Origin of the sequence: Paraburkholderia metrosideri (assembly GCF_904848625.1) — a bacterium.
GTDB lineage: Bacteria > Pseudomonadota > Gammaproteobacteria > Burkholderiales > Burkholderiaceae > Paraburkholderia > Paraburkholderia metrosideri.
Map to the genome: position 1 here is coordinate 157408 of NZ_CAJHCP010000010.1, position 16488 is coordinate 173895.

At 62.4% G+C, this 16488-nt stretch carries 18 protein-coding genes; 3 read left to right on the forward strand and 15 right to left on the reverse strand.

The genetic code is table 11. The features are described 5' to 3' along the window. From LMG28727_RS23005 to LMG28727_RS23065, 13 genes are read right to left on the reverse strand one after another with little or no spacing between them, the layout of a single operon-like run. The gene (locus LMG28727_RS23005) at positions 1-1266 is read right to left on the reverse strand and encodes an NAD(P)/FAD-dependent oxidoreductase (RefSeq protein ID WP_201644619.1); all 1266 of its coding nucleotides are present in this window, start codon (positions 1264-1266) and stop codon (positions 1-3) included. Next, positions 1259-2224, reverse strand: a complete 966-nt coding sequence (locus LMG28727_RS23010) for a VOC family protein (protein ID WP_201644620.1) — start codon at positions 2222-2224, stop codon at positions 1259-1261. The genes LMG28727_RS23005 and LMG28727_RS23010 overlap by 8 nt, the downstream gene beginning before the upstream one ends. Positions 2225-2251: 27 nt before the next feature. After that, positions 2252-3742 carry an aldehyde dehydrogenase gene (locus LMG28727_RS23015; protein WP_201644621.1) on the reverse strand — a complete coding sequence of 497 codons (1491 nt, stop codon included), beginning with the start codon at positions 3740-3742 and terminating at the stop codon, positions 2252-2254. 60 nt (positions 3743-3802) lie between these two features. Then, positions 3803-4633, reverse strand: coding sequence for an aspartate dehydrogenase (locus LMG28727_RS23020; RefSeq protein ID WP_201644622.1), 831 nt, complete (start codon positions 4631-4633; stop codon positions 3803-3805). Beyond that, a complete protein-coding gene (locus LMG28727_RS23025) occupies positions 4626-6284 on the reverse strand; it encodes a thiamine pyrophosphate-binding protein (protein ID WP_201644623.1) in 1659 nt (552 codons plus the stop codon). The genes LMG28727_RS23020 and LMG28727_RS23025 overlap by 8 nt, the downstream gene beginning before the upstream one ends. After that, positions 6277-7083: an SDR family oxidoreductase gene (locus LMG28727_RS23030; protein ID WP_201644624.1), complete on the reverse strand. Its 807-nt coding sequence runs from the start codon at positions 7081-7083 to the stop codon at positions 6277-6279. The genes LMG28727_RS23025 and LMG28727_RS23030 overlap by 8 nt, the downstream gene beginning before the upstream one ends. Next, entirely contained in the window at positions 7083-7967 is an 885-nt protein-coding gene (locus LMG28727_RS23035) for an IclR family transcriptional regulator (protein ID WP_201644625.1), read from the reverse strand. Before LMG28727_RS23035 ends, LMG28727_RS23030 begins: the two co-directional genes overlap by 1 nt. Next, positions 7968-8858 carry an alpha/beta fold hydrolase gene (locus tag LMG28727_RS23040; protein WP_201644626.1) on the reverse strand — a complete coding sequence of 297 codons (891 nt, stop codon included), beginning with the start codon at positions 8856-8858 and terminating at the stop codon, positions 7968-7970. A gap of 46 nt (positions 8859-8904) precedes the next feature. Beyond that, the gene (locus LMG28727_RS23045; RefSeq protein ID WP_201644627.1) at positions 8905-9432 is read right to left on the reverse strand and encodes a cupin domain-containing protein; all 528 of its coding nucleotides are present in this window, start codon (positions 9430-9432) and stop codon (positions 8905-8907) included. A 26-nt stretch (positions 9433-9458) separates the two neighbouring features. After that, positions 9459-10226: an SDR family oxidoreductase gene (locus LMG28727_RS23050; RefSeq protein ID WP_201644628.1), complete on the reverse strand. Its 768-nt coding sequence runs from the start codon at positions 10224-10226 to the stop codon at positions 9459-9461. Further along, entirely contained in the window at positions 10219-11316 is a 1098-nt protein-coding gene (locus LMG28727_RS23055; RefSeq protein WP_201644629.1) for an aromatic ring-hydroxylating dioxygenase subunit alpha, read from the reverse strand. Before LMG28727_RS23055 ends, LMG28727_RS23050 begins: the two co-directional genes overlap by 8 nt. Positions 11317-11365: 49 nt before the next feature. Continuing rightward, complete coding sequence (locus LMG28727_RS23060) at positions 11366-11677, reverse strand: recombinase-like helix-turn-helix domain-containing protein (RefSeq protein ID WP_201644630.1); 312 nt, start codon at positions 11675-11677, stop codon at positions 11366-11368. 1 nt (position 11678) lies between these two features. After that, positions 11679-11993 (reverse strand): non-heme iron oxygenase ferredoxin subunit, encoded by a 315-nt coding sequence (locus LMG28727_RS23065; protein WP_074770853.1) that lies wholly within the window; start codon positions 11991-11993, stop codon positions 11679-11681. 436 nt (positions 11994-12429) lie between these two features. On the opposite strand from LMG28727_RS23065, the gene LMG28727_RS23070 reads away from it, so the two are divergent. Further along, on the forward strand, positions 12430-13503 hold the full coding sequence (locus LMG28727_RS23070) for a porin (protein ID WP_201644631.1): 1074 nt from the start codon (positions 12430-12432) through the stop codon (positions 13501-13503). A gap of 70 nt (positions 13504-13573) precedes the next feature. On the opposite strand, the gene LMG28727_RS23075 is transcribed toward LMG28727_RS23070, so the two are convergent. Next, positions 13574-14542 carry an IclR family transcriptional regulator gene (locus tag LMG28727_RS23075; RefSeq protein WP_201644632.1) on the reverse strand — a complete coding sequence of 323 codons (969 nt, stop codon included), beginning with the start codon at positions 14540-14542 and terminating at the stop codon, positions 13574-13576. A gap of 253 nt (positions 14543-14795) precedes the next feature. Here LMG28727_RS23075 and LMG28727_RS23080 point away from each other — a divergent pair, with 253 nt between their 5' ends. After that, a complete protein-coding gene (locus tag LMG28727_RS23080) occupies positions 14796-15083 on the forward strand; it encodes a hypothetical protein (protein WP_201644633.1) in 288 nt (95 codons plus the stop codon). Between the two features lie 141 nt (positions 15084-15224). Here the strand turns inward: LMG28727_RS23080 and LMG28727_RS23085 are convergent, their stop codons facing one another. Then, entirely contained in the window at positions 15225-15899 is a 675-nt protein-coding gene (locus tag LMG28727_RS23085; protein WP_201644634.1) for a DUF4410 domain-containing protein, read from the reverse strand. Between the two features lie 173 nt (positions 15900-16072). Between LMG28727_RS23085 and LMG28727_RS23090 the strand changes: the two genes are divergently transcribed. After that, entirely contained in the window at positions 16073-16432 is a 360-nt protein-coding gene (locus tag LMG28727_RS23090) for a DUF3564 domain-containing protein (RefSeq protein ID WP_074770858.1), read from the forward strand. Positions 16433-16488 lie beyond the last annotated feature (56 nt).

Consider the following 16488-nt stretch of genomic DNA (forward strand, 5'->3'; position numbering starts at 1 on the left):
TTAGGCAAGCGCCGTCGAGGCGTCGGTCAGGGTGGCAAGGTCGATCGTGCGGCCCTGGTTCATCCACTTGCGCGACAGTTTCAGTTCGCGCGGCGTATTGATCGCGATCACGCCGCGAATCGCGCCGTCTTCCAGATGGAACAGCGTCGCGCGTTTGCCGGGCAAATCGCCGCGTACGGCGAGTTGCGCGTCGCCCGGAATGTCGCCGAGGATCTGCAGATTGACGTCGTACTGATCGGACCAGAACCACGGAATGTCCGCGTACGGTTCGAAGGTGCCGAGCAATGCCTTGGCGGCGGCAATCGCCTGGTTCTGCGCGTTGGCCCACGATTCGAGCCGCACGCGGCGCTTGAGCCACGCGCTCGGATGATTCGCGACATCGCCGCAAGCGAAAATGCGCGGGTCGTCGGTGGCGCCGAAGTGATCGACGACGATGCCGTCGTCCACCTTCACGCCCGCTGCTTCGGCCAGCGCCGTGTGCGGCGTGAGGCCGATACCGGCGACGGCGAAGTCGGCGTCCAGCGTCGAGCCGTCCGCGAAGGTGGCGCGAATGCGGTTCGCGTCATTCGGGTGATCTTCGAGCTTGGCGAGCGACGCGTTCAAGCGCACATCCACGCCATTCGCACGATGCAACGCCAGCAGAAAGTCGGAAACCATCGGCGGCAACGAACGTGCGCACAGGCGCGGGGCGCCTTCCACCACCGTTGCGTCGACGCCGAGTTTGCGCGCCGTCGCCGCCACTTCCAGGCCGATCCAGCCGCCGCCGACCACCAGCACGCGCTGACTCGAACGCAGACGCTCGCCGAGTGCGACGGCTTCGTCGAGCGTCCGCAGATAGGCAACGTGCGAGGTCTTGACCAACGAATCCGGCAGCTTGCGCGCCGCGCCGCCGGTGGCGATCACCAGCCGGTCGTATTGCACTTCACGGCCCGATTGCGTGCGCACGATCCGCTGCTCGCGATCGATCGAACTCGCGCAATCCGGCTGCCACGCTTCGACATTCAGCGCGTCGAAATCGTCGGGCTTCACGAGCCGCACGGTGTCGATATCCGCTTCGCCGGCCAGCACGGCCTTCGACAGCGGCGGACGTTCGTAAGGCAGATGCACTTCGTCGGCGATCATCACGAGACGTCCGTCGAAGCCTTCCTTGCGCAGCGTCTTCACGACCCAACCAGCCGCCTGCCCCCCGCCGATCACGACGATCGTGCGCGGCGCTTCGAGTTCGGCATGGGCGGCTTGCGCCTTTGCAGTAGCAGCATCAGTCATTTTTGCGCTCCGTCATGAACTTGCCTTCCGGCGCCTTCGCGTTTTTCTGGCGCCGCGTATTGCCGTCGATCCCGCCGTCGATCGCCCATTCGGCGAACACCGTCGGACCCGGTTCGAAATCGCGCGGCTGCCATTCGGGCGTAAGTTGGTCTTCGTCGGCGTAGTACTCGATCAGACCGCCAGCCGGGTTCTGGAAGTACCAGAAGTACGCCGACGACACCGGATGACGTCCCGGCCCGAGTTGCGTATCCCAACCGCAGCGGCTGATATGCATGCCGCCGCCAAACACTTCGTGGATGTCGCGCACGGTGAACGCGACGTGGTTCAGTCCGCGCTTTCCGTTGGGCAACGCGAGCAGGAAAATGTCGTGGTGGCCACCGTGCGGTGCGCAACGCATGAACGCGCCACGGCCCGGATAGCGGTCCGACATTTCGAAGCCGAGCAGTTCTTGGTAGAACTTTTCCTGTTCCGCGAGCTTGTTCGTGAAGAACACGACGTGGCCGACTTCGACCGGCTCGGCGCGTTCATAGATGGGTGACGGCTGGTTGACGCGCAACGTTTGACCCCACACGTTCGATGGCGAACCGTGCACGTCCAGCGCGCGCTTGCGGGTCACTTCGACGCGAATCGCCATACCGTTAGGGTCGATGCAACCGACTGCGTCTTCAGTTTCGAAATGGCCCGGCTGACCGGCGAAGCGGCCACGCAATTCGTCGAGTTCGGCTTGCGTCGCCACACCCCACGTCACTTCGCGCAACGTCGGACCTTCTTCGAACGCGGGCGGCAGCGACGGGTCGTTCGCATCGACGGCGAGAATCGTGCAGCCGTTCAGCGTTTCGAAGCGCGCGTGCGTGGCGTCGTGCTCGACTTCCTTCAAACCCCAGTCCGCGAAAAACGAGCGGCAGGCGGCGAGATCTGTCACGCCGTAAATAATCTGTTCAATGCCGAGAATCGTCATAACGTGCCTCTTGCGTATCTTGTCTGCTTAGTTCGCCCACGCCAGCGGCGCGTCGTTCAAGCCCCAGTAGAGGCTCTTCTGTTGCATGTATTCGCGGATGCCAAGTCGGCCTTTCTCGCGTCCCATGCCGCTCTCTTTCCAGCCGCTGAACGGCGTGGAGATCGAGAACAGCTTGTAGGTGTTGATCCAGATCGTGCCGGCTTCGAGCGCGCGGGCGGTCCGGTAAGCGCGCTTGTAGTCGCGCGTCCAGATGCCGGCGGCAAGGCCGAACATGCTGTTGTTCGCTTCTTTCAGCAGCGATGCTTCGTCGTCGAACGGCATCGCCACCAGCACCGGTCCGAAGATTTCTTCCTGGCAGATGCGCGCGTTATTCGTCAGGCCTTCGAGGATCGTCGGCTGGAAGTAGGTGCCTTGCTCGCGACCATCGCCGACCGGACGCTCGCCGCCGCACAGCAGACGGCCGCCTTCTTCGAGACCTAGCGCGACATAACGCTCGACGGTTTCGCGATGCGCTGCCGTAATCAGCGGACCCATTTGCGTTTCCGTCCGCGACGGGTCGCCGACGCGCAGCTTGCGTGCGCCTTCGGCCAGTCGCTTCATGAACGCGTCGTAAATCGAGCGCTGCACGAACAACCGCGAACCTGCAATGCACGCCTCGCCCGACGAACTGAAGATGCCGTACAACACGCCGTTCACCGCGTGATCGAGATCGGCGTCGTCGAAGACGATGGTCGGCGACTTGCCGCCGAGTTCGAGCGACACGGGCATCAGCTTGTCCGCTGCGATGCGCGCGATGCCGCGGCCCACTTCGCTGCCGCCCGTGAACGACACCTTCTTCACCAGCGGATGGCGCACGAGAACGTCGCCGATCACCGAACCTTTGCCAGGCACCACGCTGACCACGCCCTTCGGCACACCCGCCTCTTCGCAGATGCGCGCCAACGCCAACGAGGTCAACGGCGTGACTTCAGCCGGTTTCAACACCACCGCGTTACCACCCGCGAGCGCGGGAGCGAGCTTCTGCGCATCCGAAGCAATCGGCGAATTCCACGGCGTGATCGCCGCGATCACGCCGATCGGCTCGTAAATGCTCATCGTCAGATAGTCGCCGCGCGACGGCGTGACTTCTTCGTCCAGCGTTTCGAGGCAGGCCGCGAAATAGCGGAACGTGTTCGCCGCGCTCGCCACCAGCACGCGCGTTTCGTTAATCGGCTTGCCGTTGTCGCGACGCTGCAATTGCGCGAGCGCTTCGTGACGCGCCATGATCAGATCGGCGATGCGGTACAGAATCAGCGCGCGTTGATGCGGCTTGAGTCCCGACCAGTCCGCTTTACGCCACGCGATATCGGCCGCTTCAACGGCGTCGCGGGCATCGTCGGCATTGGCCGTCGAGATTTCCATGTTGACCGACTGATCCGCCGGATACAGGCTTTTGTACGGGTTGCCACGCCCTTGCCGCCATTCGCCGCCGATGAAAATATCGCCGTTGGGCACGAGGCTGGTATCGAAGTGAGTCATGTCGGTCGTTCCGGTTTGCTCTTCAGCTAAGGTCTTGAATCACGCGTCTTGAATCAGGTCTCAAATCACGCAGCGGGCGGCGCGATTGCGCAGCGCGCGAATCGCGCTGTACGCGGTCAACGCGGACGTCTTCGGGTTGTCCGGCAAAGGCTTGCCGCACATTTCCAGCGACATCTCGCCGAACACGCCGCGCGCCACCACGCGATGCACGTTGCGGGTCACGGTCGGATCGGCGATCAGGCGGACCGTGGTGTGGTCGAGGCCCAAACCGGCCAGTGCAATCGTCGCGGCCACGTTGGCGTTCTTCGGATAGAGCCGCGCCGCTTCGCGCGCGCTGCCTTCGAAAATCACCATCTCTTCGGTAAGCGCGTTCAGATCGCAGACCAGTTCGGCGGGCGAGCCGAGCCAGCCGGTAGGCGGCTTGCGGCCCGTGTACAGCACTTCGTCGAGGCCGCCGAGCTTGGCTGCTGCCAGCGCATCCACGCCGCCAATCGCGCCGGACAACAGCGTGAGCGTCGCGTCGCCTTCATCGGCGGCGGCGGACAATGCGTCGAGCAGCATCATGTCGGACAGCGCGCCGATCGACGCTACCGCGCAATCGGTACCGGCTTTCAGCAACGGCACCACGTGATCGACCAGCGCGCTATGACCCGCGCATTCCAGCGCGAAATGCGGCTGGCTGCTCAATGCGGACACCGACGTGACGACATCGACCGAGTCGCCCACCACGGCGCGTACCGACGCCATATGACGCTCCGACACGATCACGTGCGACACCCGCACGGTCGGATCGGCGGCAACCGAGCGATACACCGCCTGGCCGATCGCGCCGAAGCCGATCATCGCGACATCGACGGGTGCGTGATGCCCCGCGTAGCCGGCGTCACGCATGGACGGGCTCCCGTTCCTTGACCGGCGGCCCCGCGAACGCGGTAGCGAACGAGCCGACCGACAGCATGTCCACTTCAACCAGCACTGGCCCGGTCTTCGCAATGCCTTCGCGAATGATCGCGTCGGCTTGATCCAGCGATTTGATACGGTAGTGCGTGAGCTTCAGGCTTTCACAGAACTGCGCGAAATCCGGCTGATGCAGGTCGACGTAACAACGGCGACCACCGTATTGCGCGTCCTGAATGTTGCGGATCACGCCGTAGCACTGGTCGTTCATCAGCACGATCATCACGTTGGCGTTTTCCTGCACGGCCGTGGCCAGTTCGCCGACGTTGACCATCAGGCCGCCGTCACCGACCAGGCACACCGTCTTCGCCGCATTGCCCGCGAGCGCCGCGCCAATCCCCATCTGCATGCCCTGGCCGATACCGCCGCCGAGCGCGTGCACGCCGGCACGCGGCGAGAAGATCTTCAGCATGCGGTTGCCCCACGTGCTGTTCGAGATCGTGACGTCGCGAACCCAGTTGTAGTCGCGGCCCACTGCGGCTTGCAGTGCATCGACGAGGCGCTTGTACGGGCCGAGGCCCTTGCCCACATCGGCAACTGCGCTTTCGCGTGCAGCAGCCAGGTCTTGTGCAAACTTCGGATCGACCTTGAGGCGCCCTTCGAGCAGCGTCGCGAGTTCTTCGAGCACCGCCGATGCATCGCCGTGAATGAACATCTCGTTGCGATAGCCGCGGTTGTCGGCGAGCGCGTCGGCGTCGATCCGATACAGCGGTTGCGGCAACGCGAGCTTGTACTTCAGCGTCTCATTGCCACGCAGACGCGAACCGACCACCACCAGCGCGTCGCACGTCTTGTAGAAGCTCTCGACCGCCGTGTGCACGTTGAACGCGCCGAGCGTCGCAGGATGATCTTCAGGCAGCACGCCCCGGCCCTGCACGCTGGTCACGACGCCGAAGCCCAGCGCCACCAGACGCTCGACCGCTTTCGCCGCATGACGCGTACCACCGCCGAGCCACAACAGCGGACGCTTCGCGTTCGCCAGTTGTTCAGCCAGTTGCGCAACGCGCTGGCTGCAATGCGTGAGCGTCGTGACGTGCGGCGCGGCCAGATCGACGGGCCATTCGACTTCAGCAGCCTGAATGTCGATCGGAATTTCGACGCTGACCGGACCGCTCGGCGCGGTTTGCGCAACCCGTACGGCTTCGCGGATCGTCGGCAGTGCGGTCTCGACCGAACGCACGCGGAACGCGGCCTTCGAGATCGACGACAGCATCGACAATTGATCCGGTGCTTCGTGGATATACGCGAGGTCCTGATCCAGATATTCAGTTTCGATCTGACCGGTAACGTGCAGCAATGCCGTGCCCGCCGTCAGCGCTTCGACCATCGCGCCCGCCGCGTTACCCGCTGCGGTGCCGGTGCTGGTGAACGCCACGCCAAGACCGCCCGACACCCGCGCGAGGCCGTCGGCCATATTCACCGCGCCGGCTTCGCCGCGTGCGCCGACATAGCGAATCTTGCCGCGGTTGTGAATCGCGTCGAGAATCGGCATGTTGTGAATCGAGATCACGCCGAATGCGGTTTGAACGCCGCATTGCTCGAGGAAAGCGGCGATCAGTTCGCCAACGGTAGTTTTGTTAGACATGTCGTGCAACGCCTCCAGAAACATCGATGTGACTGCCGGTCGTGTACGACGACAGTTTGGTAGCCAGATAAAAGAGCGCTTGAGCGGCCTCTTCGGGTTTGCCGAAGCGACCCAGCGGAATGTTTTTCTTTTGCGCCAGTTCGGCGGTCCAGTCTTCCCAGCTCTGGCCCGGCTGCGCTTGCGCAGCGTGACGGCGGCGCCACTGACCCGATTCGACGATGCCGATCAGGATCGAGTTGACGCGAATACGCTGCGGCGCGAGTTCCACGGCAAGCGACTTGATCAGGTTCTGCACGCCCGCCCGCGCCGACGAAGTCGCGACCATATGCGGCTCCGGTTGCAGCGCGAGCAGCGAGTTCACGCAGACAATCGCCGCGTTACCCGCACCGGCGGCGTCGCGCAGCATCGGCAGAAACGCGCGGGTCGGACGGATCACGCTGAAGTACTTCAGGTCGAGTTCTTCGCGCCACGCGTCGTCGGTCGTGTTGGCGAATGTCGACACGCGGCCCTGGCCGGCGTTGTTCACCAGCATGTCAGTGCCGCCGAAGCGTGTTTGCACCGCTTGCGCGAACCCGTTGACGTCGTCGGCGTCGAGCACGTCGCAGGCTTGCGCGAGCAGTTGTGCATCGGGAAACTTCGCTTTCAGCGCCGCTTCCGCCTGCGCGAGACGCTCGGTGTTACGGCCGCAGATCGCAACCGATGCACCCGCCTGCAGAAACAGCTCGGCAGTCGCGAGGCCGATGCCGGACGAACCGCCCGTCACCACCGCTACCTGTCCGGTCAAATCGATTTGGATCATCAGAGCCCCAATGCCTTCATATATTTGCTGCCCGCGTTCGGCCCATTTTTCGGCCGATAGTTAAGGCGCTGCGAAAGTTCGTCGGCCGCGCGGCGGACCTTGTCGATCAGGCCGCTGTCGAGCAGCGATGCGTCGATCTCGTGACGCGGAATCGTCGTCGTGATGACCGCGACGATGCGCCCCGTGTCGTTGCGCACCGGCACGCTGACCACCGAAATGCCGCGTTCGAACGACGACTCGCTGATCGCGAAACCACGCTGCGCGTCGTCGCGAACACGTTCATACAGATCTTCGACGTTCGCGGGCGTTTGTTTCGTGAAGCGCTCCAGCTCTGGTTCGGGATAGAGCTTCTTCAGATCGTCGAGCGTCATGTCGCCCATCAGCACCTGACCATGCGTCGTTGCATAAGCAGGCAGACGCGTGCCGACATTGACCTTTACCGAGCTGAAGATCGGCGCATGGCTTTGTGCTTTCGCAACGAATACGACATCGCGTCCGTCGCGAATCACGATGTGGGTCGTCAAACCGGTTTCGGTGCGCAGCGCTTCGATGATCGGCAGACCGAGGTCAGTCAATTCGAGCGAGCTCAGATACTCGAAGCCGAGTCGCAACACCGCGACGCCTAACCGATAGTTGCGGTCTTTGTCAGCACGTTCGAGAAAGCCGAGCGATTCGAGCGTTTGCAGCAGACGGAACACCGTCGTGCGAGGAATCTTCAGGCGCCGGGACAATTCCGGCGCGCCGAGTACGGGCTCGCGTGGCGAGAACTCCGTCAGAATCTTCAAACCACGTTCGAGACCGGGCACGCGGTAGCCGCCATCGCTACTGGTGTCGTTGCGGTCGTCGTCCGCGTCGCGCTCGGCGTTGAGAGTGTCGGGCGTCATTCATTGGCTCCGTTGTCCGCCGCTGATGCGGCTGAACGTGTCGATGATCGCGGTGTACGCGGCGGGTGCTTCGATATAACCGGCGTGCCCCGCGCGCGGCACGACCTGCAATTGGGTGCCCGCAGCCAGGGCGATTCGCTCGCAGGCTGCGGGCGGCGTGATGCTGTCGTCCGCGCCGACTACCACGTTGATGCGGCCTTTGAAGCGCGCGAGGTCGCTGGCGAGATCGGCGTTGGCGAGTAGATGCGTCGCCTGTGCGTAGCCATGCGGAATCACGCGCGCCATGTTCCAGCGCACCCACGCGCGGGCTTCGTCGCTTGCGTTCGCGGACAACATATTGGTGCTGCGTTGGTCGGCGAGCCCTTGCGGGCCGAGTTCGTTCAGCATGGCGAGGCGCTGGTCGCGTTTCGTTTCGCGCACGTCGGCGGATGCCGCGCCATAACCGCCAGCAGGCGATAACAGCAGCAATCCCGCCACGCGCTGCGAGTGAGCCGCAGCAAACGCGCCAGCGATAATCGCGCCGAGCGAGTGCCCGACCAGCACGCATCGTTCGATGCCGAGCGCGTCGAGCCAGTCCTTCAATACAGTGGCGTAGTGCGTAGCCACCGGCGACTCAGCGTCGACCGGCGACGATGCGCCATAACCCGGCGCATCCCACGCGAGCAAGCGACGGCTCGCGCCTAACCCGTCGAACTGCTGCACCCACGATGCCGCGCCCGAGCCGATACCGTGCAACAGCACGAGCGGCAATGCTTCGCTGTTGGCGCTTGCGGCCTCGCGATAGCTCAGCACACGTTGCGACGCCAACTCGACCTGCTGCGCCGGGAAGCGCGCGACGCGTGCTTCGAGCGACGCGTGCTGATCGACGGTAACGGACGGGACTGCGGACATGATTTCCTTCGCGGGAGTTTTTACAGCGGCAACTTTTGATAAAGGCTTAGCGCTTCAGCGTGGCCAGCGGCGAATCCGGCGGATACGTCGGCGTGATCGGCTTAGGCGAACCGAGCATCACGCACATCAGCGCGTCTTCTTCACCGATGTTGATTTCCGTGCGATACACGCCCGGCGGCACCGAGATCAGATCGCGCTCGCCGAGTACGGCTTCCCACGTCTCACCATCTTTCTCGCAGACCACTTTCATCTTGCCGCGCAGCACGAAGAAAATTTCTTCGACATCCCTATGAATATGGCTCGGGCCGATGTTGCCCGCCGGGATCACCATCGTCGAAAACGTGAAGCCGCCTGCGGGCACCGTGTTCATGTCCTTCGCGACGCCTGTGCCGCCCGTGCCGACGTAGCGCATTTGCGCGCGGCGATATTTCGGGTCGTAGTCGGCCTGGAACTTCAGCGCGTCCCAGTCATAGCGACGCGTTTCCAGACGCGCGACGCGGCTGTCCAGCCATTGTCCAAAGCTCGCTTCCGCGGGTTGTTCCCACGATTTGCGTTCGATATCGGCATCCGCCATCTCTTTCTCCTTTCGATTCGACAAGATCAATTCATCACGAAGCCGCCGTTCACCGGCAACAACTGGCCAGTGACGAAGCGCGCGGCATCGGATAACAGGAACAACACGGGCCCGGTCACGTCGTCGGGCACTTGAGCGCGCGTCAGGGCGCGGCCTTGCAGGTAATACTGATGACGCTCGGCGGGCACGTAAGCGGTGGCTTCGACTTCGGTCAGGCCCGGCGCGATTGCGTTGACGGTCACCTGATGGGTGCCGAATTCACGCGCCAGCGAGCGGGTCATCGAGATCACCGCGCCCTTGCTTGCGACGTAAGCCAGCAACTTCGGCGCGCCCCACATTGCCGTGTCCGACGCGATATTGACGATGCTGCCGCGGCCCGACTCGCGCAGGAACGGCAGCGCGGCGGTGCTCATCAACCAGACGCCGCGCACGTTGACGTTCATCACGGCGTCCCACGTTTCGACCGACAACTCGTCGGCGAACTTGCCACCCGAGTTGGTGATCGCTGCGTTGTTGATCAGCGCGTCGAGACCGCCGAGCTGCGCTGCGCCCTGCTCCGCGAATTGTTTGATGCTTTCGGGATCGGCGAGATCGAGCGGCAGATAGGTTGCTGCATGACCCTGTTCGCTCAGGGATACCGCGAGCGCTTGGCCTTCTTCATGCAGCACGTCGCCGAACACCACCTTTGCGCCGACCTGTACCAGCGCGCGGACGAACGCCGCGCCGAGACCGCGCGCGCCGCCCGTCACGAGCACGCGCCGGCCATTGAGCGCTGCGAGCGCGTCGTTATGCATGGCTGTGGCCTGCTTCGGCGGTTTGGCCGGCTTCCGCTTGCGCCTGCACTTGAGCGCGATGCGCATCGAGATCGGCGAAGTGTTGTTGCGCGCGCTGGCGCAGCATGCGGCGCACACGCGTCATGCCGACGTCGTGCTGATAAAGGAACTCATGGTCGCGGGCATTCGGCGCGAGACTTTCCAGCACATAGCGGTCTTGCTCCAGCACGTCCCAATGCAGACCTTCCAGGCGATTGCGATACAGGAAGCGCCACGCATCGCGCTGCCATCCTTGCACCTTGCGGGTACGCCAGAAGTAGACCTGGCAGTTGTCGCCGTCGACCGGAACCGCGAAGCCAATAATCCCGAAGTTGCCGCCCGGACCGAACTTCTTCTTGTAGGGGATCGCGAGGCGCATCCACAGGGCGCCGGTTTCGCCGAGTTCCACCCAGTCGAAGTTCACGTCGCGCTGGCCGACCTTTTCGAACATCAGACCGGTTTCGGTTTTGCGCACACGCATGTCGGCCTGCTTGTCGCCTTCGGCCATCGAGTGCGACGTCGCGTGCAGATACGCGCCGTGCATCGGGTCCATCACGTTGTCGATTGCGTACTGGTAATTGCACTTCCAGTTCGACATGCACAGAAAGCTCGCGTACTCCTCGCCGACCAGTTCTTCCGGCAGCTTGAGCGGCGTGGGTTCCTGATGCGCTTCGTCGCCGAACCACAGGAAGATCGCGCCGGCGTGTTCTTCGACCGGATACGACTTCACGCACTTCGTCCCTTCGAGCGGACACGCCGACACAGCCGGCACGCGCTGCACGGTGCCCGTGCCGTCGATTTCAATGCCGTGATACCAGCACGCGACGCTGCCGCCGAGATTCCAGCCAAGCGACAGGCGCGCGCCGCGATGCGGGCAGCGGTCTTCCAGCGCGCGGACTTTGCCTTCCTTGTCGCGCCACAGCACGATCTGGTCGCCGAGTCGCGTGATGCCGACCGGCGCGTCGCCGACTTGCCAGCTCGGTGCAACGGGATACCAGTAGTTACGCAGGCCTTTGTCCAGATAGGACTGGATCGGGTCGGCTGAGCCTTGAGTTGTAGCGGGGGACGTCATGAAGAGACTCCGGATACGGATGCGATGAAACGTGTTCGGGAAAGCGCGCCTAGTCGGCGAGCAGGCGGAATTCGGCGGCGAGGCGCTCGGCGTCCCACGGCTCGCCTTCCGGCGTGCGGAAGCCAACGCGGTTCAAACCGTCTGCGACTTCCTGCAACTCCATCGCGCCGGCTTCGAAAACTTTTTCGAGCGCATCGCCGAAGTCGTTTTCGTATTGCGTCGGCTCGGCCTTGCGGTTCTGCCAGATCAGGTTGCCGGTCTCGCCCGGCTTCTCGATCACGCCCTTGCCGGCGACGTTATTCGGCTGCGGCGCAAGCCACGGCTTCAGGGAAGGATTGAAGTTCACGGCTACCTCTCGCATGTCATGCCACCTTGATCTGGATTTCTTCACCTGCCAGACGTACGGAGTACATCTTCAGGTCCCGGCCGCCGGGCTCTTTCAGACATTTGCCGGTCGGGATATGGAACACGGCTTCGTGCAGCGGGCATTCAACGGTGTCGCCGTCGACAAAGCCCTGCGTCAGCAACGCGTATGCATGGGGGCAGACGTTTTCGAGCGCATACAGCTCGTCGCCCACTTTGTAGATGCCGATTTCGGTGCCGTCGAGTTTGAACTCGAGCGGCGCGTCTTCGGACAGGTCGCCGGCATGGCCGGCGCAGCGCCATTGATCAGTCATTTCTCGCCTTCTCCTGAAGCTCTATGTTCCATACAAGGAACATCAGTTCGTGTATGGATAATTATAGGAGCGGCTTTAGCCAGAAAAAATAAAAATCTGGCGCCGTAGGGGAAAACACCGACTGTGGTGTTCGCAACACGGCATTGCGTGAATTGGCGGGGATCTCGTTATGCGTTTCAGAGCCTTTGGTGGCTTGGGTTTGCTCAAATTCGCAGACAAATCCGCGCCCTTTATGCGGGTTTGTACGGGGTCCGAAAATTTATTTTGACTCGTTTAAGACTCACTATACTTTTCCATAGGCGATACAAACGCCCATAGGTGGAACATAAAGCGATGCAGTTTTGGCGCGATAAAACCAGAACGGCAATAACCCCAATGCAAGGATCAGGGACGACAGCTTGGCAAGACCAAGGTCGCATGATCAGGAGAACCAACGGTGAAGCACATCATTGCAGCCGGCTTGACGGCAATCTGCGCAACGACGGGCGCATGGGCGCAGAGCAGTGTGACGCTATACGGCAGCCTGGATGCCGGTATCGCGTATGTCAGCAATGTGGGTGGGAGTTCGAAATGGATGATGGAGCAGGGCAACACGCAGCCTGACCGCTGGGGCCTGAAGGGAGTCGAAGACCTGGGCGGCGGGCTGAAGGCGGTCTTCCAGCTGGAAAACGGTTTCTATACGAACACGGGGGCGATGGCCAAAGCAGGCACGCTGTTCAATCGCCAGGCGTATGTGGGGTTGAGTTCGGACACCATCGGCACGGTTACGCTAGGCCATCAGACGCCGTTCAGTTTCGACGTGCTGGGTCCGCTCAGCAACGCGTATCTGGCCGCGAGCTGGTACGCGTTCCACCCGGGCAACATCGACTCGCTCGCCGACACGGGCGTCGTGCCGTACGACAACTCGATGAAATTCCGTTCGGCTAATTTCGGCGGCTTCACCGTCGGCGCAATGATGGGGCTCGGCAACACGACGAATTTCGCCACGGGCAAAACCTTGAGTTTCGCGCTGACCTATGCGAACGGCCCATTCAAGGCGGGGGCAACGTATGCCGCAGAAAACGACCGCACGCCGTCGATCGTCACGACCGGCCTCGGCACCTTTCAGGGCGTCGCGGCGGCGAACTATGTCGCGGACAAAGTGCAGAACATGGGTGCGGGCGCGTCATACCAGTTCGGCAAGCTGCTGGTGCATGCGCTTTACACGCGGGTGAAGCTGGAATCGGCGGGATATTCGGACACGTATCAGAGCTACGATGCGGGCGCGAATTATCAGTTCACGCCGTTCAACACCGTGGCTGGCGGCGCCGCGACGACCACGCTCGCGGGACATCGCTGGACGCAGTTCATGATCGGCGACAATTATTCGCTGTCGAAGTCGACGCAGTTGTATGTGAACGCGCTGTACATGCGCGCGGGGTCGAACACGGACGCCGCATTCTTTACCGCAGGTGTGTCGAATGGACGAAACCAGACGATTCTGCTGAGCGGTATTCACCACTCGTTCTGAGCGGATAACGACGTGACGGAGTGAACCAGACGGGCCCGGTTGGCATGCCAGCCTGGCCCGTCTGCGCAGATCAGTTCGCCGACACGGGTTTGCGACGAGCGTGAGCCGCCGTCGGATCATCCGCTCGGGGTCGATAGCTCAGACGCTCGGACAAATCGAGGGCCGCCTGGCACACTGCGGCGACGAGCGGATCGCGCTCCTCTGCCTCACCGATATCCGAACGCGGAATCGTCACGGTCAGCGCGGCCACGATCTTGCCGGTCTGATCGCGCACCGGCGCACTGACCACCGAAATACCCCGTTCAAACGACGCTTCACTCAACGCATAGCCGAGCGCCGCACTTTCGCGGATCCGCTCGTCGAGTTCTTCAACGGTAGCGGGCGTACGTTCGGTGAAGCGCTCGAGTTGCGGCTCGGGATACAACTGACGCAATTCGTCGAATGTCAGATCGCCCATCAACACCTGGCCGTGCACGGTGGCGTGAGCCGGCAAGCGCGTGCCCACATGCACCTTCACCGAACTGAACATCGGCTCGTGTGTTTGCGCCTTTGCGACGAACACCACGTCGCGTTGATCGCGAATCAGCAAATGCGTGCTAAGACCGGTTGCATCGCGCAGATGTTCGAGAATCGGCGTGCCCACATCGGTCAATTCGAGCGAACTCAAATATTCGAAGCCAAGCCGCAGCACGGCGACGCTCAGCCGGAAATGGCGGTCGCCATTCACCCGCTCGAGAAAACCAAGTGCTTCGAGTGTTTGCAGCAAACGGAAAGTGGTGGTGCGCGGAATGCCGATCCGCTTGGACAACTCGGGCGCGCCGAGCACTGGCTCGCGCGCGCTGAACTCAGCGAGAATTCGTAAGCCGCGTTCAAGGCCCGGCACCAGATAGGTCGATCCGCTGGTGCTTTCTTCATCGGCGGAATCGAGGGTGTCTGAGGTGTCGACGCCCTGCGCCCGCGACAACGCGGCGGCGTCCTGCTCGGCGCCTCGTGATTTCGCCTGCTTGCGTCCCGCTCCGGTCTGTTCTTCTTTGGCCATCTTGGCTGCTGTTTCCACTGTTCGTCATGGTTAGATCAGCATGATAGCGCGAAGCATGCAGCGAATATTGATCAACTGGCGCCCTGTAAGCAGCGCTTGCAGATCCCGTACGTACGGGTTGGTTAATCCAGATTTTCTGCAGATTTGCTGCACTGCCACCGTTTCATGCGGTGCTATGCTTTGATCCGGTTTTCATTGCGCGAAGCGGCGTTGCTAAACGCTCGCTTCGCCCCAGCGTCCGGAGGGCACGCTCATGTCCGAATCCATCCAGATCCAGGTTGCCGACTCGCACCTTTATCCGGGCTGCTCGGTGCGCATCGAGCATTTGCCCGAACCGGCCCGCGCGGCGGCTGCGATCGTCGAATTCGCGGACGGCTCCGGTGCCCATGCCACTTGCCACCGGCGGGCGTTTGACGAGCTTGAACTGACCGTCGACGGTTATGCGACGCAAAGGCGTCATCCTGTGGATGCGCGGCACTGGCTGCTGCTGGCGGTCGATTCCACGCACAGTAGTTGGCGCGTGAAGCGCCGCTTGCCTTAGCCCGGTGGTTTGGCTGACGCGGCTTCCACGTACGTTGTCAGTGCGATTGAAACACGCGTGCGCTGCTGCGACGCGTCAGGCGCGACTCAGATGCAACTAAAACACCAGTCGGGCGCAACTCAGGTGCATTAACGCAGCGCGCTACTTTGCCGTGGCATGCAGCCTCGCGATCACCGCATCCGCGATTTGCTGCGCCGTCTTCCTGATCGTTTTTTTCTCATCGCCCGAGGCCATTACGAATTTGGCCGCGATCACATACGGATTCAGTTTGATGACCGCACCCGGCTTATCGCTGCTGGCCGCCTGTTCGACGGCCTGATAGAGCGGCGGTAAATTCGCGCCACCGAGCCTGTCGCACGATACCGCCACCTGAATGTCGTTCTGACCCGCGCCGAGACCGACCATCGCGCGGCGCAGACGATTCCCCTCATCGACACTCAGAAACACGCCGCGCACCTGCCATCCTTCGGCGGGCAACGGTTGATCGGGTGCGATGCGGCGCGCGTCCACGCCACCGCTTTTCAGGTCCTCCGTCAGCGCGTCGGCCATCTCGTTCACGATGTGTTTCCCATGATCCTGCGGGTTCTTATCCTGTCCCATGGGGGTGGGTCCGTCAGGCAGCAAGCCACGCAAACGACGCAGCCGCTGTCCCGGACCGCTATCCGGGGTGACGTTCGACACATCGAGATCGAAATCGGCCACGTAGACAATCGGCGCGGGCGCGGAGAAGGGGACGTTATCCGCTGCAACACCGACGGAGGCCATTGCGCAAAGCGAGCCCGCCACCAGCGCAATTTGCAAAAATCGAAGCTGCATTGCATGCCTCCGAAGATGTCGTCACGACGACGGCTATCGTAACGCCGCAGGCAACCCATCACGCGTCGAGAGTTCGTTTTTTCGGGACCGGATCATCAGACGTTTGCCTTGAATAACGGGCGTCGCGGCAATAGACTGATAAAGCATCATCTCGCAATCTGTACGGAACTGACATGCGACTGACCATCCTGATCAACGGTTCCGATCCCACCGTCAGCCACGACTATGCGGTCTTATGGCTCGACACCGACGAACACCGGTGGTCGAGAGAAGCGCATCAAGGGATCGATCTGCCCCCGTGGGGCGAATTGCACGACGACAATGGCGTCACGACATTGTGTGCGCCCAGCACGGATGCGCCGCTTTGTACGCTGCGAGGCCTGCACGTCGACCGCAAACAGCGCGTGAGCGCCGCGCAAGGCGCCGCCGCATGGACCGCGCTACCCACGCGCGCGCCGGCGAGTGGATTCTGGCGGTTGCAAGCGGTAGATCGCCAAACGGTCCGCGCTGAAAATAGCGTGTTCGGTAATTAGGTTATTGCGCTCTCTTCTACGCCGGGTTTTATCGGTCGAAAATGCCTGCGTTGAAT

Coding starts and splice junctions, on each gene's coding strand:
- LMG28727_RS23005 (WP_201644619.1), bottom strand. CDS start 1,266: ATGACTGATGCTGCTACTGCAAAGGCGCAAGCCGCCCATGCCGAACTC.
- LMG28727_RS23010 (WP_201644620.1), bottom strand. CDS start 2,224: ATGACGATTCTCGGCATTGAACAGATTATTTACGGCGTGACAGATCTC.
- LMG28727_RS23015 (WP_201644621.1), bottom strand. CDS start 3,742: ATGACTCACTTCGATACCAGCCTCGTGCCCAACGGCGATATTTTCATC.
- LMG28727_RS23020 (WP_201644622.1), bottom strand. CDS start 4,633: ATGCGTGACGCCGGCTACGCGGGGCATCACGCACCCGTCGATGTCGCG.
- LMG28727_RS23025 (WP_201644623.1), bottom strand. CDS start 6,284: ATGTCTAACAAAACTACCGTTGGCGAACTGATCGCCGCTTTCCTCGAG.
- LMG28727_RS23030 (WP_201644624.1), bottom strand. CDS start 7,083: ATGATCCAAATCGATTTGACCGGACAGGTAGCGGTGGTGACGGGCGGT.
- LMG28727_RS23035 (WP_201644625.1), bottom strand. CDS start 7,967: ATGACGCCCGACACTCTCAACGCCGAGCGCGACGCGGACGACGACCGC.
- LMG28727_RS23040 (WP_201644626.1), bottom strand. CDS start 8,858: ATGTCCGCAGTCCCGTCCGTTACCGTCGATCAGCACGCGTCGCTCGAA.
- LMG28727_RS23045 (WP_201644627.1), bottom strand. CDS start 9,432: ATGGCGGATGCCGATATCGAACGCAAATCGTGGGAACAACCCGCGGAA.
- LMG28727_RS23050 (WP_201644628.1), bottom strand. CDS start 10,226: ATGCATAACGACGCGCTCGCAGCGCTCAATGGCCGGCGCGTGCTCGTG.
- LMG28727_RS23055 (WP_201644629.1), bottom strand. CDS start 11,316: ATGACGTCCCCCGCTACAACTCAAGGCTCAGCCGACCCGATCCAGTCC.
- LMG28727_RS23060 (WP_201644630.1), bottom strand. CDS start 11,677: ATGCGAGAGGTAGCCGTGAACTTCAATCCTTCCCTGAAGCCGTGGCTT.
- LMG28727_RS23065 (WP_074770853.1), bottom strand. CDS start 11,993: ATGACTGATCAATGGCGCTGCGCCGGCCATGCCGGCGACCTGTCCGAA.
- LMG28727_RS23075 (WP_201644632.1), bottom strand. CDS start 14,542: ATGGCCAAAGAAGAACAGACCGGAGCGGGACGCAAGCAGGCGAAATCA.
- LMG28727_RS23080 (WP_201644633.1), top strand. CDS start 14,796: ATGTCCGAATCCATCCAGATCCAGGTTGCCGACTCGCACCTTTATCCG.
- LMG28727_RS23085 (WP_201644634.1), bottom strand. CDS start 15,899: ATGCAGCTTCGATTTTTGCAAATTGCGCTGGTGGCGGGCTCGCTTTGC.
- LMG28727_RS23090 (WP_074770858.1), top strand. CDS start 16,073: ATGCGACTGACCATCCTGATCAACGGTTCCGATCCCACCGTCAGCCAC.